Here is a 16,203-nt window from a genome sequence, read left to right as displayed (position 1 = left end):
CGTGTGAGTGGAAATTAATGCAATTGGCTAATTTCATCACCGTACAGCCGATGCAGAATATCCTGATTCAGCTGAGAGGGATGGTTGTCAAAAATAATGTTGCCCCGCGCCACGCCGATAACCCGCGTGCAGTACTCTTTCACCAGCTCGACCGAGTGCAGGTTGACCATCACGCTGATGCCCTGTGCGCTAATTTCGCGCAGCACGTTCATGATGCGCTGGGTATTTTTCGGATCGAGAGAGGCGACCGGCTCATCGGCCAGCAAAATACCGGGGTTCTGCATCAGCGCCCGGCAGATAGCCACACGCTGCATCTGCCCGCCGGAGAGGTTTTCCGCCCGCTGCAGCGCATGCGGCAGCATGTTCATCCATTCGAGCAGGGAGATCGCGCGCGCGCGGTCGACATCGGGGAAGACTTTGAACAGCGACTTCAGCGTCGAGGTTTGGCTCAGGCGCCCGAGCAGGACGTTTGTCAGCACATCAAGGCGCGGCACCAGGCAGAAGTCCTGGAAAATCATCCCGCATTCGCTACGCCAGGCGTTCAGCGCCCGGCCCTTGAGTTTGGCGACATCGCGCGGCGTGCCGACTTCCGGATAGCTGAGGATCTCGCCGCTGGTGGCGCTGTGGGTGCCGTTAAGCACGTGCAGCAGGGTTGATTTGCCCGCGCCGGAGCGGCCGATAACGCCTACCAGTTCGCCGGCGTGGAGATCGAAACTGATGCCGTCCAGCACGGTTTGCTGCGCGCTGTAGGACTTGCTCAGGCCGCGCACGCTTAAGACTTTCCGCTGCCGATCGGTATCTGGCTGACTAAATTGTGGGTAATCGGTATCGGTTACCGCCGCGAGAGAACTATTCATAACAGCGTCCAGGTTCGTCGTTAAACTGGGCACTATTAATAGCGTTTTATATGATCGTTATATGACGCTAAGGCGAACAAATAGTGAACGGTAGCGATTTGTCGCCGAGGAAAGGGTGAAAATAGTGCCCTCCGATGACGAAGGGCAGGGAGGCAGCGCGCCGGGCGCGGCGGCGATTTTTATGCCGGCTTCAGCCGCTTGCGCCAGCGAAAACGGCGGCTTGCCAGCAGGCTCAGGCCGCAGCACAGCAGATAGTAGACCGCGCCGATAAAGACAAAAATGGCCAGAGGATAGATCTGGACGCGGTTGTTCACCTGGCCGGCGACGGTGGTGAGCTCCGGGACGTTGACGATAAACGCCAGCGACGTATCCTTCAGCAGGCCGATAAAAATCCCCACCAGCGAAGGCTGCACGTTGCGCAGCGCCTGCGGCAGCAGGATCAGGCGCAGCGCCTGTCCGGCGGAAAAGCCCTGCGTCCGCGCCGCCTCATACTGGCCGGCAGGAAGCGACTGTAGGCCGGCCAGCACCGAGTGCATTACCGAGGCGGCGGTAAACCACGCCAGCGCCAGGGTCACCGTCACGGCGCCGGGAAGATCGCTGCCGGTGAGCATCGGCAGCAGATACCAGAGCCAAAAAATGACGAAAATCAGCGGAATGCCGCGAATGATTTCGGCCCACAAAAACAGCAGCCGACGGACGGCTCCGCCATAGCGCCAGGCGGCTCCAGCCAGTAAAACCCCGCCGGGCAGCGCCAGCGCCGCTGCGCCAACCGCCATCATCAGCGTCAGGGCCACGCCGCCGGGAATGCCTTCAGCCAGGCGTCCCCACAGCAGGTAATCGAGATTGTCGGCGATAACCGCCAGATTAGCGTTCATGCTGGGCTCTCCTGTGCGGACTATTACCCGGGCCGAGGCGCGTTAGCAGCAGCCCCATCGCCACGCCGAGCGCCAGATACAGCGCGGTACCGACGGCAAAGGCTTCCAGCGCGTGGGCGTTATAGCTTTCAATTTGCCGCACCTGATAGGTCAGTTCGGCAAAGCCAATGCCGCTTGCCAGCGACGAGAGCTTCATCAGGTTCAGATACTGGCCGACAATCGGCTGCCAGGCGTTAGCCAGCCCCTGCGGCAGCAGAATATGGCGCAGCTCGCCCCACGGGGTAAATCCCTGCGAGACCGCCGCCTCCCGCTGGCCGCTGCCGACGGCGCGCAGCCCGGAGGCGATCTCTTCGATCAGGAACGCCGAGGTAAAGACCCCGAGTCCCCACATCGAGCAGATAAACTCCGGCGTCAGCCACCAGACGTTACCCGGCAGAATCGACCAGGCGTGGTCGGCGTTGATAAAATCGCGGGCGCCGAGGGGCAGCAGGTTCCAGGCGGCAAAGTACCAGAACAGCAGTTGCACCAGCAGCGGGGTGTTGCGGAACAGCGAAACCCAGCAGGCCACCAGCCAGCACCCGGGCCTGCCGCCGCCGAGGCGCAGCGCCAGCAGCAGGATAGCCAGCACGGTCGCCAGCGCCATCCCGGCAACGCTGACCCATACGGTGGTGAGAAACCCGGAGACGATCCACTGCAGCGGCTGCCCGCTGAGTACGCCGTGCCAGTCGAGAATCGGCGTCACTCGAGGCCCTCCTGGTGCAGCGGATTAAGCACCTTTTGCAGAAAGCGGCGGCTGCGGGCGTGCTGCGGGCGGGCGAAAAACTCCGCCGGTGGCGCCACTTCGAGGATATCGCCGCCGTCGATAAACACCACCCGGTCGGCAATCTCGCGGGCAAACTGCATCTCGTGGGTGACCACCACCATGGTGATACCGCTGTGGGCCAGGTTTTTCATCACCTGCAGCACCTCGCCGATCATCTCCGGGTCGAGCGCCGAGGTTGGCTCGTCGAACAGAATAATTTGCGGCGAAGAGGCGAGGGCGCGGGCGATGGCCACGCGCTGCTGCTGGCCGCCGGAGAGCTGGGCCGGCATCTGGCTGGCCTTATCCTCCAGCCCCACCTGCTGCAGCAGCTCCAGCGCCCGCTGGCGGGCGGCATTTTTTGCCCAGCCGTGCACGCGCTCCAGCGCCAGGGTGATGTTTTCCTGCGCCGTCAGGTGGGCGTAGAGATTAAACTGCTGAAACACGAATCCGACGCGGCTGCGCAGCTGGCGTAACGCGGCGGCGGTGAGCTGACGCGTGGGCCTGCCGTCGATCAGGATCTCGCCGTCGCTCAGGGTTTCGAGCTGGTTGATCAGGCGGATTAGCGTTGATTTCCCCGATCCGGAAGGGCCGAGGATCGCCACAACTTCCCCTGGATTTATCTGCAGATCGACGCCGTTAAGCACCCGATGATCGCCGTAGCTTTTTGCCGCTTTACGCAGTTCGATGCTGGCATTCTGCAGATGTGAAAAATCCGCGGCCGAGGCCGCGGAGCGTGAAAATAAACCCGATAACATATTATTTAGCTTCTATGGTAAACGCGCGCGGCTGTGGGGTTTTGGTCGCCGGGCCGAACCAGACGTCGTAAATTTTTGCCGCCTGGCCGGATTTCTCGAGGTTCACCAGCTCGTCGTTCACCGCCTTCAGCAGCGCCGGCTCGCCTTTCTTCACGCCGACGCCGATCTCCTCTTTGCTCAGCAGGTCGGGGATGATTTTAAAGTTGGTCTTATCCGGCGCTTCCGCCAGCAGGCCGGCGAGAATGGTGCTGTCCTGGGTAATCGCCTGCACGTTGCCGTTACGCAGCGCGGTCAGCGCCAGCGGAATATCGTCATAAGAGAGCACGCGCGACCGCGGGAAGCGCTGGTGTAGCGCCTGCTCGCCGGTGGTGCCTTTTACCGCCCCGATGCGCGCTTTGCTGTAGTCGTCGAGCTTATCCGCCGATTTAGCCGGCACGAGGAACTGCTGGCCGGTGACAAAGTACGGCGTTGAGAAATCAATCACCTGCGCGCGTTCCGGGGTGATGGTGATATCGGCGACGATCAGATCGGCCTTACCGGACTGCAGCAGCGGAATGCGGTTGGCCGGGTTGGTGGCGACCAGCTCCAGCTTCACGCCGAGAGATTTAGCCAGCGCCTGGGCGAAATCAACGTCATAGCCGACGATCTGGTGCGTTTTCGGGTCAACCGAGCCAAACGGCGGGTTGGCGTCGAAGGTGGCGACTTTTACTACCCCTGCGGCTTTGATATCCGCCAGCTGGTCGGCCTGAGCCTGCGCGGCAAGCACCAGAATGCCCAGCGCCAGTGCAATTTTTGTTTTTGTCTTGCGCATTATTATATCCCCTAAGTCCCTGTATATGTTTTGTGGTTATTACGCTCCCATAGATTGGCCGCTGACGGCAAAGAAGAAAAAGTTCTTATCTATAGCAAAAAAGAACTTAGCAAGTTCATGGGTATTGGCGCAGGGCGGCGCCCGCCCGGCGGCTCTGGAGAAGACGCGTAATATGCATCTTCCGGGATTGAAAAGACGGAATTGATATTTCCCGAGCGGCGCAGGCTGTGGTTGAAATAGACCCAGGCAAAACGCTTCCCGACGGAGGAAAAAATGAAACTCGCACTATGGCAACGAATGACGCGCTGGCTGGCTTCGCTATCTCACGCTGAAGCCGGACAGCAGGATACCCAGCGAATGATGGAGGCCATATTACCGGTCGCCAGCCTGTACGGCATTGATATGGGGAATGTTGAAACGCGGTGGTTTCGCCATGATAAAACATACTGAGCGGCGCAGGACGCGTGAAGCCTACTGGAACGAGGTGTGCTTTGTGTAGCACAAGGCTGCTTGCGGTTGCGGCGACCGAACTCATCTGCCGCAGCCCCGAGCAGCTTTAATCTTCCCCGATGACCAGGGGTTTCACCCTGCCATGCAGTGCCGGATTATCGCTTTCATCCTTCAGACGCACGCCGGTCAGCCGGCGCAGAAAAGCCTGCTCCAGCAGCCACGCCAGCTTAAAGGCGGCGGCATCATAGCCCAGTCCTTCCGGGCGAATATTCGAAATACAGTTGCGCTCCGACTCCAGCCGCTGACGATGCGGTTGCCAGGTCAGGTAAACCCCGAGGCTGTCCGGTGACGAAAGCCCCGGCCGTTCGCCAATCAGTATCGCCACCGCGCGGGCCCGCAGCGTTTCGCCAATATCATCCCCCAGCGCGACCCGAGACTGATGGGCCAGCACCACCGGTGCGAGGCTCAGCCCCAGCGTCTGCAGATAGGGCTGCAGGGCGCGGATCAGCGGCAGGGCCTGGCGCTGCACCGCGTAAGAGGAGAGCCCGTCGCCGATGACCAGCAGCAGGTCGGCGGGACGCGCGCCGCTGGCGGCGAGGTCCGCGCGGCTCTCATCGTTCAGTCGTCGCCCCAGATCGGGGCGGTTAAGATAGATATGCCTATCGGCGGCGGCGCTGTGCACCGTCAGCGACGAGAGGCCCAGCTCCGTCAGCGGGGATATCAACCCTTCGCTGTCAAACGGCTGGTGGATGGCGTCGCGCGCCCGGGCGTGCGCGAGGCCAAAATTCAGCACCTCGCGGGTTGGCAGGCTGGCACCGCTGCGGCCCAGCGCGATGCGCGCATCGGTGAATTCACGTAGCGGGTTCCAGGCGTCGGGGCGATTCATACCGGTTCTCCTTACGCCATCACGGAAAGCAGAGGATGGCGGGCGTCGGTCAGGCGCAGCGCGCCGTCCGGGTGGGTTATCTGCATTTTCGTCAGCCAGGCGGCGAACTCCGGCGCGTGCTTGAGGCCCAGCAGGCGGCGGGCGTACAGGGCATCGTGGAACGAAGTGCTTTGGTAGTTGAGCATGATATCGTCCGCGCCGGGAACGCCGATTAAAAAGGTCAGCCCGGCGGTGCACAGCAGGGTCAGCAGGGTGTCCATGTCATCCTGATCCGCCTCGGCGTGGTTGGTATAGCAAACGTCGCAGCCGATCGGCAGGCCCATGATCTTGCCGCAGAAATGATCCTCGAGACCGGCGCGAATAATCTGCTTCCCGTCATAGAGATATTCCGGGCCGATGAATCCCACCACGGTATTAACCAGCAGCGGATCGAAATGGCGGGCGACGGCGTAGGCGCGGGCTTCGCAGGTTTGCTGAGCGACGCCGTGGTGGGCGTTAGCCGAAAGACAGCTCCCCTGGCCGGTTTCAAAATACATCACGTTGTTGCCGAGGGTGCCGCGGTTGAGGCTCAGCGCGGCCTCCCTGGCCTCCTGCAGCAGCGCCAGATTAATACCGAAGCCGCCGTTGGCCGCCTCGGTGCCCGCCACCGACTGAAAGACCAGGTCCACCGGCGCGCCGCGCTCAATCAGCTGCAGGGTGTTGGTGACGTGGGTCAGAATGCAGGACTGGGTGGGGATCGCAAAGCGCTGAATGATATCGTCGAGCATATGGTTGAGCTGCGCCAGCACCGGCAGGCTGTCGCTGGCCGGGTTGATGCCGATAACCGCGTCGCCCGCGCCGTACAGCAGGCCGTCGAGCATGCTGGCGGCGATGCCCTTCAGATCGTCGGTCGGGTGGTTGGGCTGCAGACGCACGCTAAGATGCCCCGGCAGGCCTATCGTATTGCGAAAGCGGGTGGTTACCCGGCATTTGCTGGCGGCGAGGATCAGGTCCTGGTTACGCATCAGCTTGCTGACCGCGGCCGCCATCTCCGGGGTTATCGCCCGCGCCACCTGCTGTAGGGTGGCGGTATCGGTGGCGTCGTCAAGCAGCCAGTCGCGAAAGTCGCCCACCGTCAGGTGGCTAATCGCCGCGAAGCCACGGCTATCGTGAGTGTCGATAATCAGCCGGGTGACTTCGTCCTGCTCGTAGGGGATGAGCGGGCTGTCGAGGATCGCCTTTAGCGGCACCTCCGCCAGCGCCATTTTCGCCGCCATCCGCTCTTCGGCGCTCTCGGCGATAATGCCGGCGAGGGCATCCCCGGAACGTGCCGGAGAGGCCTTCGCCAGTAGCGTCTTCAGACTATCAAAGCGCCAGACCTGGCCTGATAGCGTTGTTTTATACATGCCGCCTCCTCAGGAGACTATACGCAGCTGCGGATCCACCGGCGCGCGCTCGCGGGCCGCCGCGGTTTTACGAAACCACAGGTAGCCGCCGAGCATCATGGCCGCAAAAATCAGCGCCAGCAGCGTGTTATACCAGACCATCGCCACCAGGCAGAGCGCCGCCATCGCCAGGGCGAAGGCCGGCGCCCACGGATAGAGCGGCGCGCGGAACGGGCGAATCAGTTTCGGCTCGCTGCGGCGCAGCTTGAACAGCGCCGCCATCGAGGTGATATACATAACAATAGCGCCAAATACCGACATCGTGACGATGCAGGCGGTGAGCGGCATCCCGCTGATGGTGATCAGCGAGTCGGAGAAAATAGCGGCAATGCCCACCACGCCCCCGGCGAGGATCGCCAGATGCGGCGTGCGGGTGCGGCGGTTGAGCGTTGCCAGGCCGGCGGGCAGATAGCCGGCCCGCGCCAGGGAGTAGATCTGCCGGGAGTAGCCCATGATGATGCCGTGGAACGACGCCACCAGGCCGAACAGCCCCAGCCATACCAGCATATGCAGCCAGCCGCTGCTGCTGCCGACCACCATTTTCATCGCCTGCGGCAGCGGATCGTTGATGTTAGCGAGCGCCCGCCAGTCGCCGACGCCGCCGGCAAACACCATGACGCCGATCGCCAATACGGTAAGGGTCAGGATCCCGCCGCCCAGCGCGCGGGGGATGGTACGCTGCGGATCTTTAGCCTCTTCGGCGGCCATCGATGCGCCTTCAATAGCCAGAAAGAACCAGATGGCAAAAGGAATGGCCGCGAACATTCCCGGCAGCGCCAGCCCGCTGAAGCTCTCCGCCCCGGCCCAGCCGTTGGCGGTGAAGTGGCTCCACGAGAAGCCCGGAGCGACTACGCCCATAAACACCAGCAGTTCGAAAATCGCCAGCAGGGTGACAATCAGCTCAAAGGTAGCGGCAATGCCGACGCCGAGAATGTTCAGCGTCATAAAGATGACGTAGGCGCCGCAGGCCACCCATTTTGGGTCCAGCGCCGGAAACTGGACGTTGAGGTAGGCGCCAATCGCCATGGCAATCGCCGGCGGGGCGAAGACGAACTCAATCAGCGTCGCGAAGCCGGCAATAAAGCCGCCGGTCGGGCCAAAAGCACGGTAGGCGTAGGCGAACGGGCCGCCGGCGTGGGGGATCGCGGTCGTCAGCTCGGTGAAACTAAAAATAAAGGCGCAGTACATGGCGGCAACCGCCAGCGCCACGATGAGAAATCCCAGCGTCCCGGCCTGGGACCAGCCGTAGCTCCAGCCAAAATACTCCCCGGAAATAACCAGCCCAACGGCAATCCCCCACAGGCGGAAACTGCCGAGCGTTCTTTTTAGCGTTGTGGTGTGCTCTGTCATTTTTGCGACCTCGCCAGATAAAGTTACCCGGCTCACCACGCTATTTTATTTGCCAGTTGAGGCCTGGGCAGTGCTCAACAAAATACGCGAGTATTTTGAACGCCCTTTAGGGCGGCCCGCAGGGTGAGCGCAGCGAATAAATCCTCACGTACTACGTGTACGCTCCGGTTTTTGCGCGCTGTCCATGCCCAAACTGCCTGCAACAATGACGCCTGGTGAACCTGGTATTTCAGATATGTGGAGGGTTGCAAAGAGAGTGCCAGGTCAGAGCCCTGATAAACGCGGGGGGTTAGCCGTGGGACGATCCAAAAAAGGGCAGCCTGCGCGCGCAAAGATATGCGCTCTGGTGCAGCTGCCCACAAATGTAGCGCTAGTCGCGAACGATGGCGCCGGCGTCCTGTTGAATCACCGGGCCCTCTTTTACCTTCAGGTTGAGGCCGCGGGTCTCCAGCTCGGCGTGGCGAATGCGCAGACCGCGGGTCGCCTCGATGTTGACGTTGCTAAAGTGGAACCCGCTCAGCGGCGCCTCCGGGGTGCCGATAATATAGGCCGCCGCTTTGCTATCGCCGGTGGAGGTTAAATTTTCCACGGTGATATGGCTGAAGTGCGGGGTTTTATATTTGTCGAACGGCTGTTTCGGGTCGCTGTCCGGCGGATAGATCTGCTCGCCGAGGGTAAATCCTCCGGCCTGCAGCTGTTTGTCGACCTCGGCCTGCACGATAGGCGCGGCTTTGTAGTAGGCGGAGAAGACCAGCGGCACCTCGACGTTATGCATGGTGGTGTTGCGGTAAACGATATTTTTCACCTCGCCGCCTTTGCCGCGCGGGCTCTTAATGCGAATGCCGTACATTGAGCCTTCAAAGGTGTTGTTTTCCACCAGCACGTTGTTGACGCCGCCGGCGCTTTCGCTGCCAATAGAGATACCGCGCCCCTGCCTGAGCGTATTGTTGGCGATATAAATATTATCGACCACCCCGTCAGGGAAGCGCGGATCGGCTTTCTCCGCTTTGATGGCGATATGGTCGTCATTGCAGTCGATATAGTTGTTGGTGATGCGGATGTTCTGGCTGTCGATAGGATCGATAGCGTCGGTATTCGGCGCATGCCACGGGGATAAAATTCGCGTACCGTTAATGTCGATATCGTGCGCGTAGCGGGTAACGATGTGGAAGCTGGGAGAGTGGGTGAGGGTGACGCCGTCGATCAGCACGTTGCTTGAGCGGGTGATGTAGATCAGCCGCGGCCGGTCGGTGCCGCCTTTCTTGCCGCTGGCGCGAATATTTTCTCGCCAGCGCTCCCACCATACCGCTCCCTGGCCGTCGATGGTCCCTTCACCCACGATAGCGACGTTTTGCGCATCGGCGATGCTGATAAACGGCAGCCAGCCGTTTTCCGCTGCGGCATATTGCGTTTTTTCATCTCCGCGCCAGGCTGCGACTTCGCTTGAGGCGACGAGAGTCGCGTCTTTCTCCAGCCTGAGCCGAATATTACTTTTCAAAAACAGCGGATTGGTCAGATAGTTTCCCTTCGGGACCCGCACCGTGCCGCCCCCTGCGGCGGCGCAGTCATCGATCGCTTTTTGAATGGCGTCGGTATTCAGGGCAATCTGCAGGCGGTGGCCTTCTGCGCCGTATTGAGTGATGTCGCAGACTCTATCCGCGAACGTCACCGCGCTGGCGGCGAGAGCCGCGTGAAAGGGGATAGCGCCGACGATAGCGGCGGCAGCCAACAGAGGAAAGGGGCGGGTTGTCATCTGATTATCCTTTTTAGGTGTTGTGTTTTGTAAAAATAGCAACATTGTTTTATTTTTGTATTTATAGCGATCACGTTTTGCTTTTTGTCATTTAAATGCCCAGAACACGCGCTTATTTTTCGTGCAAACGCCCGAAAAACGGCGTGGAAAGCGGCGCTTGTTTTGCAATTTCAGCTACGGCGCGGTATAACTGCACCTCTTTGGATGTTTAGATGTCCATACGTTTAGAAGGTAATATGCAAAGTACACCACAGCAGGGTGAGCCGCTGAAGCGCACCATGAAAACCCGCCACCTGATCATGCTCTCGCTGGGCGGCGTGATTGGCACCGGCCTGTTTTTTAATACCGGCTATATCATCTCAACCACCGGGGCGGCGGGAACGCTGCTGGCCTATCTGATTGGCGCGCTGGTGGTCTGGCTGGTGATGCAGTGCCTCGGCGAGCTGTCGGTGGCGATGCCGGAGACCGGCGCGTTTCACGTCTACGCCGCCCGCTATCTCGGCCCGGCAACGGGATACACGGTAGCCTGGCTCTACTGGCTGACGTGGACGGTGGCGCTCGGCTCGAGCTTTACCGCCGCCGGTTTCTGTATGCAGTACTGGTTTCCGCAGGTGCCGGTGTGGGTATGGTGCGTGGTGTTCTGCGCGGTGATTTTCTTCCTCAACGTCATCTCTACCCGCTTCTTTGCCGAAGGTGAGTTCTGGTTTTCGCTGGTCAAAGTCATCACCATCATCGCCTTTATTATTCTCGGCGGGGCGGCGATATTCGGCATTATCCCGATGCAGGACGGCTCGCCGGCGCCGGGGCTGCGTAACCTGACCTCTGAAGGCTGGTTCCCGCACGGCGGCCTGCCGATCCTGATGACCATGGTAGCGGTGAACTTCGCCTTCTCCGGGACCGAACTTATCGGCATCGCGGCGGGTGAAACGCAAAACCCGCATAAGGTCATCCCGATCGCCATTCGTACCACCATCGCCCGGCTGATTATCTTTTTTATCGGCACCGTGTTTGTGCTGGCGGCGCTGATCCCGATGCAGCAGGCGGGAGTGGAGAAAAGCCCGTTTGTGCTGGTCTTTGAAAAGGTGGGCATCCCCTACGCGGCGGATATCTTTAACTTCGTGATCCTGACGGCGATCCTGTCGGCGGCCAACTCCGGCCTCTACGCCTCCGGGCGGATGCTGTGGTCGTTGGCGAACGAGCGGACCCTGCCGGCGTGCTTTGCCAAAGTGAACAAAAACGGCGTGCCGCTGACCGCGCTGTCGGTGAGCATGCTTGGCGGCGTGCTGGCGCTGTTTTCCAGCGTAATTGCGCCAGATACGGTGTTTGTCGCGCTGTCGGCGATTTCCGGCTTTGCGGTGGTGGCGGTGTGGCTCAGCATCTGCGCCTCGCACTTTATGTTCCGCCGTCGCCATCTCCAGCAGGGTAAAGCCCTGAGCGAGCTGCACTATCGCGCGCCCTGGTATCCGCTGGTGCCGGTGCTGGGATTCATTTTATGCCTGGTGGCCTGCGTGGGCCTGGCGTTTGACCCCAGCCAGCGAATTGCGCTGTGGTGCGGGATCCCCTTCGTGGCGCTGTGCTATGGTGCCTGGTATCTGACCCACTCACGACAACTCAACAGGGAGCAACAGCATGTCGCAGAATAACCCGTTAACCTCTATCCTCGCCCGCGAGCCCTTTGTGCTGCTCGACGGCGCGATGGCGACGGAGCTGGAAGCGCGCGGCTGTAATCTGGCCGATAGCCTGTGGTCAGCGCGGATGCTGCTGGAAAATCCGCAGCTGATTCGCGACGTGCACCTGGACTATTTCCGCGCCGGCGCGCAGGTCGCGATCACCGCCAGCTATCAGGCCACCCCGGCGGGCTTCGCCGCCTGCGGGCTGGATGAGGCGCAGTCGAAAGCGCTGATCGGAAAAAGCGTTGAGCTGGCGCGCAAGGCGCGGGAAGCCTGTCTCGCGGAAAACCCGCAGGCCGGCACGCTGCTGGTCGCCGGTTCGGTGGGGCCGTACGGCGCCTATCTCGCCGATGGTTCGGAATATCGCGGTGATTACCAGCGCAGCACGGAAGCGTTTCAGGCCTTCCATCGCCCGCGCGTGGAAGCGCTCCTCGATGCCGGAGCCGATCTGCTGGCCTGCGAAACCCTGCCGTCATTTGCCGAAATTAAGGCGCTGGCGGCGCTGCTGACGGCGTACCCGCGCGCTCGCGCCTGGTTCTCGTTTACCCTGCGCGACGCCGGGCATCTCAGCGACGGCACGCCGCTGAGCGAAGTGGTGGCGGCGCTTGCGGACTCTCCGCAGGTGGTGGCGCTGGGCATTAACTGTATTGCCCTGGAGAACACTACCGCCGCGTTACAGCATCTGCACGGTTTGACCGCGCTGCCGCTGGTGGTCTATCCCAACTCCGGGGAACACTACGACGCGGTGAGCAAAACCTGGCACCATCACGGCGAGTCCTGCGTTGCTCTCAGCGAGTATCTGCCGCAGTGGCTGGCGGCGGGGGCAAAACTGATTGGCGGCTGCTGTCGCACCACGCCGAAAGATATTGCCGCCCTGGCGGCTAAACGTTGACCGATAGCTCGGCTACGGCGCAGCGCGCCGCCGGCCGGGCGCCTCCTCGCCCCCGCAATGCTTGCCGGGGCCAGCGCTCCCGCTTCTCAATCCCCGTTTTTAACTATCTTTTGCCGCTTTTTTTCTAATGACGATTGGCTATTAGCCAGAATTTTTAATTACTTCATCAAACGCATCAGGCCGGAAATACTGCACCCATAACAACGAAGGGGAGCAGACACTATGGCACACGCATCGCGCATTACACTTTTCGCCGCCCTGGCATTCGCCGCTTTTCAGGCCCAGGCGGTCAACGTCACCGTGGCGTATCAAACGTCCGCCGAGCCGGCGAAAGTCGCCCAGGCGGACAATACCTTTGCCAAAGAGAGCGGGGCGACCGTTGACTGGCGCAAGTTCGACAGCGGGGCGAGCATCGTGCGTGCGCTGGCCTCCGGCGATGTCCAGATTGGCAACCTCGGCTCCAGCCCGCTGGCGGTAGCCGCCAGCCAGCAGGTGCCGATTGAAGTCTTCCTCCTCGCCTCAAAGCTCGGTAACTCCGAAGCGCTGGTGGTGAAAAAGAGCATTACCAAACCCGAAGATTTGATCGGCAAGCGTATCGCGGTGCCGTTTATCTCCACCACCCACTACAGCCTGCTGTCGGCGCTGAAGCACTGGGGCATCAAGCCGGGCCAGGTACAGATTATCAACCTGCAGCCGCCGGCGATTATTGCCGCCTGGCAGCGCGGGGATATCGACGGCGCCTACGTCTGGGCTCCTGCGGTCAATGCCCTGGAAAAAGAGGGCAAGGTGCTGACCGATTCGTCGCAGGTCGGCGAGTGGGGCGCGCCAACCCTGGACGTGTGGGTGGTGCGTAAAGACTTTGCCGAGAAGCACCCTGAGATTGTGAAAGCCTTTGCGAAGAGCGCAATCGACGCCCAGCAGCCCTACATCGCTAACCCGGATGCGTGGCTGAAGCAGCCGGAAAATATCAGCAAACTGTCGCGCCTGAGCGGCGTGCCGGATGCGGACGTCCCCGGGCTGGTGAAGGGCAATACCTACCTGACCGCGGCGCAGCAGGCGCAGGAGCTGAACGGGCCGGTGAACAAAGCGATTATCGATACGGCTAAGTTCCTCAAAGAGCAGGGCAAAGTACCCGATGCCGGCGCCGATTACAGCCAGTACGTCACCGACCGTTTTGTGAAATAAAGGAGGTCACGATGCTGCAAATCTCGCATCTCTTTGCCGACTACGGCGGCAAACCGGCGCTGGCGGATATCAACCTGACGCTGGACAGCGGCGAACTGCTGGTGGTCCTTGGGCCGTCGGGCTGCGGTAAAACCACGCTGCTGAACCTGATTGCCGGATTCGTGCCTTATCAGCACGGCAGCATCGTCCTTGAAGGGCAGCGCGTAACGGGGCCGGGCGCCGAACGCGGGGTGGTCTTTCAGCATGAAGGCCTGCTGCCGTGGCGTAACGTGCAGGATAACGTGGCGCTGGGGCTGCAGCTGGCGGGCGTGGACAAAGCGCTCCGTCGGGAAACCGCGGCGCAGATGCTGAAGAAGGTGGGCCTCGAAGGGGCTGAAAAACGCTTTATCTGGCAGCTTTCCGGTGGCCAGCGTCAGCGGGTGGGGATCGCCAGAGCGCTGGCGGCGAACCCGCAGCTGCTGCTCCTTGATGAGCCGTTCGGCGCGCTGGACGCCTTTACCCGTGAACAGATGCAAACCCTGCTGCTCGGCCTGTGGCACGAGACCGGCAAGCAGGTCCTGCTTATCACCCATGATATTGAAGAGGCGGTGTTTATGGCCACCGAGCTGGTGCTGCTGTCGCCGGGCCCTGGGCGGGTGCTGGAGCGGCTGCCGCTCGACTTTGGCCGCCGCTTCGTCGCCGGCGAGTCCTGCCGCAGCATTAAATCCGATCCGCGCTTTATCGAGCAGCGTGAATACGTGCTGAGTCGGGTATTTGAACAACGGGAGGCCTTCTCATGAGCGTGGTCATCAACGATAAACCGCGTCGGCGGCCGCTGAAGTGGCGCTGGCCGGTTTCCCGCCAGCTGACGCTGAGCGCGGCGACGCTGGCGGTGCTGCTGGCTATCTGGTGGGTCGTCGCGGCGCTCCAGCTGGTTAGCCCGCTGTTTCTGCCGCCGCCGGGCCAGGTGCTGCACAAGCTGATAACCATTGCCGGCCCGCAGGGCTTTATGGATGCCACCCTCTGGCAGCATCTGGCAGCGAGCCTGACGCGGATCGTCATCGCGCTGCTGGCGGCGGTGCTGCTCGGCGTACCGGTGGGGATCGCCATGGGGCTCAGCCCGACGGTGCGCGGCATTCTCGATCCTTTAATTGAGCTCTACCGCCCGGTGCCGCCGCTGGCCTATCTCCCGCTAATGGTTATCTGGTTCGGCATCGGCGAAACGTCGAAGATCTTATTGATCTATCTGGCGATCTTCGCCCCGGTGGCGATGTCGGCGCTGGCGGGGGTGAAAAGCGCCCAGCAGGTGCGCATCCGCGCCGCCCAGTCGCTAGGCGCCAGCCGTGCGCAGGTGTTGTGGCTGGTTATTTTACCCGGCGCGCTGCCGGAGATCCTCACCGGGCTGCGCATTGGTCTTGGGGTGGGCTGGTCGACGCTGGTGGCTGCGGAGCTGATTGCCGCCACCCGCGGATTAGGTTTTATGGTGCAATCCGCCGGCGAATTCCTGGCAACCGACGTGGTGCTGGCCGGGATTGCGGTGATTGCGATAATTGCGTTTCTGTTGGAACTGGGGCTGCGTGCGCTGCAGCGCCGCCTGACGCCCTGGCATGGAGAAGTACAATGAGTGAACGTCTGAGCATTACCCCGCTGGGGCCCTATATTGGCGCGCAGGTAGCCGGCGTGGATCTCGCGCGTCCGCTGAGCGATAACCAGTTTGAGCAGCTGTATCACGCGGTGCTGCGCCATCAGGTGGTGTTCCTGCGCGAGCAGAATATTACCCCGCAGCAGCAGCGTGACTTTGCGCTACGCTTTGGCGACCTGCATATTCATCCGGTCTATCCCCACGCGCCGGGCGTCGATGAAATTATCGTGCTCGACACCCATGACGATAATCCGCCGGATAACGACAACTGGCATACCGACGTCACGTTCATCGAGACGCCGCCCGCCGGCGCGATTCTGGCGGCGAAAGAGCTGCCGTCCACCGGCGGTGACACCCTGTGGACCAGCGGCGTGGCGGCGTACGAAGCGCTTTCCGGGCCTTTTCGCCAGCTGTTGAGCGGCCTGCGGGCGGAGCATGATTTCCGTAAATCGTTCCAGGAGTATAAATACCGCAACAGCGAAGAGGAGCACCGGCGCTGGCTGGAGGCGGTGGAGAAGAACCCGCCGCTGCTGCATCCGGTGGTGCGCACGCATCCGCTGACCGGCAGGCAGGCGCTGTTCGTTAACGAAGGCTTTACCACGCGCATTGTTGACGTCGCCGAGAAAGAGAGCGAGGCGCTGCTGAGCTTCCTGTTTAGCCATATAACGAAACCGGAGTTTCAGGTGCGCTGGCGCTGGCAGCCGAACGATGTGGCGATTTGGGATAACCGCGTGACCCAGCATTACGCCAACGCCGATTATCTGCCGCAGCGGCGCATTATGCACCGGGCGACGATCCTCGGCGATAAGCCGTATTACCGGGCGGGATAGCGCCCCGGGACGCCCGGCTATGGCGCTGCGCGCCGCTGGCCG

At 61.5% G+C, this 16,203-nt stretch carries 16 protein-coding genes; 7 read left to right on the top strand and 9 right to left on the bottom strand.

The features are described 5' to 3' along the window. Positions 1-14: 14 nt before the first annotated feature. The 5 genes from phnC to GVK32_RS07430 form a co-directional block, all read right to left on the bottom strand. Positions 15-857, bottom strand: a complete 843-nt coding sequence (gene phnC, locus GVK32_RS07450) for a phosphonate ABC transporter ATP-binding protein (protein WP_159866738.1) — start codon at positions 855-857, stop codon at positions 15-17. Between the two features lie 179 nt (positions 858-1,036). Continuing rightward, positions 1,037-1,732, bottom strand: coding sequence for an amino acid ABC transporter permease (locus GVK32_RS07445; protein ID WP_159866736.1), 696 nt, complete (start codon positions 1,730-1,732; stop codon positions 1,037-1,039). After that, on the bottom strand, positions 1,722-2,474 hold the full coding sequence (locus tag GVK32_RS07440; protein WP_159866734.1) for an amino acid ABC transporter permease: 753 nt from the start codon (positions 2,472-2,474) through the stop codon (positions 1,722-1,724). The genes GVK32_RS07445 and GVK32_RS07440 overlap by 11 nt, the downstream gene beginning before the upstream one ends. Then, positions 2,471-3,289 carry an amino acid ABC transporter ATP-binding protein gene (locus GVK32_RS07435; protein ID WP_159866732.1) on the bottom strand — a complete coding sequence of 273 codons (819 nt, stop codon included), beginning with the start codon at positions 3,287-3,289 and terminating at the stop codon, positions 2,471-2,473. The genes GVK32_RS07440 and GVK32_RS07435 overlap by 4 nt, the downstream gene beginning before the upstream one ends. A gap of 1 nt (position 3,290) precedes the next feature. Next, on the bottom strand, positions 3,291-4,100 hold the full coding sequence (locus GVK32_RS07430; RefSeq protein WP_200842846.1) for an ABC transporter substrate-binding protein: 810 nt from the start codon (positions 4,098-4,100) through the stop codon (positions 3,291-3,293). A gap of 273 nt (positions 4,101-4,373) precedes the next feature. On the opposite strand from GVK32_RS07430, the gene GVK32_RS07425 reads away from it, so the two are divergent. Then, positions 4,374-4,550 (top strand): hypothetical protein, encoded by a 177-nt coding sequence (locus GVK32_RS07425; protein ID WP_045854146.1) that lies wholly within the window; start codon positions 4,374-4,376, stop codon positions 4,548-4,550. 106 nt (positions 4,551-4,656) lie between these two features. Here GVK32_RS07425 and eutC read toward each other — a convergent pair whose 3' ends face one another. From eutC to GVK32_RS07405, 4 genes are all read right to left on the bottom strand, one after another. Further along, positions 4,657-5,436: an ethanolamine ammonia-lyase subunit EutC gene (gene eutC, locus GVK32_RS07420; RefSeq protein WP_159866730.1), complete on the bottom strand. Its 780-nt coding sequence runs from the start codon at positions 5,434-5,436 to the stop codon at positions 4,657-4,659. A gap of 11 nt (positions 5,437-5,447) precedes the next feature. Continuing rightward, positions 5,448-6,821: an ethanolamine ammonia-lyase subunit EutB gene (locus GVK32_RS07415; protein WP_159866728.1), complete on the bottom strand. Its 1,374-nt coding sequence runs from the start codon at positions 6,819-6,821 to the stop codon at positions 5,448-5,450. Between the two features lie 9 nt (positions 6,822-6,830). Beyond that, a complete protein-coding gene (gene eat, locus GVK32_RS07410; RefSeq protein ID WP_159866726.1) occupies positions 6,831-8,210 on the bottom strand; it encodes an ethanolamine permease in 1,380 nt (459 codons plus the stop codon). Between the two features lie 370 nt (positions 8,211-8,580). Beyond that, complete coding sequence (locus GVK32_RS07405; RefSeq protein WP_159866724.1) at positions 8,581-9,963, bottom strand: glycoside hydrolase family 28 protein; 1,383 nt, start codon at positions 9,961-9,963, stop codon at positions 8,581-8,583. Positions 9,964-10,199: 236 nt separating this feature from the next. Here GVK32_RS07405 and mmuP point away from each other — a divergent pair, with 236 nt between their 5' ends. From mmuP to tauD, 6 genes are all read left to right on the top strand, one after another. Further along, positions 10,200-11,606 carry an S-methylmethionine permease gene (gene mmuP / locus GVK32_RS07400; protein ID WP_076944621.1) on the top strand — a complete coding sequence of 469 codons (1,407 nt, stop codon included), beginning with the start codon at positions 10,200-10,202 and terminating at the stop codon, positions 11,604-11,606. Continuing rightward, positions 11,593-12,525 carry a homocysteine S-methyltransferase gene (gene mmuM, locus GVK32_RS07395; protein WP_159866722.1) on the top strand — a complete coding sequence of 311 codons (933 nt, stop codon included), beginning with the start codon at positions 11,593-11,595 and terminating at the stop codon, positions 12,523-12,525. The genes mmuP and mmuM overlap by 14 nt, the downstream gene beginning before the upstream one ends. Positions 12,526-12,747: 222 nt before the next feature. Next, a complete protein-coding gene (gene tauA / locus GVK32_RS07390) occupies positions 12,748-13,710 on the top strand; it encodes a taurine ABC transporter substrate-binding protein (RefSeq protein ID WP_041144238.1) in 963 nt (320 codons plus the stop codon). An 11-nt stretch (positions 13,711-13,721) separates the two neighbouring features. Beyond that, positions 13,722-14,489 carry a taurine ABC transporter ATP-binding subunit gene (gene tauB / locus GVK32_RS07385; RefSeq protein ID WP_041144239.1) on the top strand — a complete coding sequence of 256 codons (768 nt, stop codon included), beginning with the start codon at positions 13,722-13,724 and terminating at the stop codon, positions 14,487-14,489. After that, positions 14,486-15,313, top strand: coding sequence for a taurine ABC transporter permease TauC (gene tauC, locus GVK32_RS07380; RefSeq protein ID WP_159866720.1), 828 nt, complete (start codon positions 14,486-14,488; stop codon positions 15,311-15,313). Before tauB ends, tauC begins: the two co-directional genes overlap by 4 nt. Further along, positions 15,310-16,161, top strand: coding sequence for a taurine dioxygenase (gene tauD / locus GVK32_RS07375; RefSeq protein ID WP_159866718.1), 852 nt, complete (start codon positions 15,310-15,312; stop codon positions 16,159-16,161). Before tauC ends, tauD begins: the two co-directional genes overlap by 4 nt. The last annotated feature ends 42 nt before the right edge of the window (positions 16,162-16,203 follow it).

It is taken from the genome of Klebsiella sp. 18074 (assembly GCF_902705905.1).
Taxonomy (GTDB): domain Bacteria; phylum Pseudomonadota; class Gammaproteobacteria; order Enterobacterales; family Enterobacteriaceae; genus Klebsiella; species Klebsiella terrigena.
This window is presented reverse-complemented; position numbering and strand designations above follow the sequence as displayed.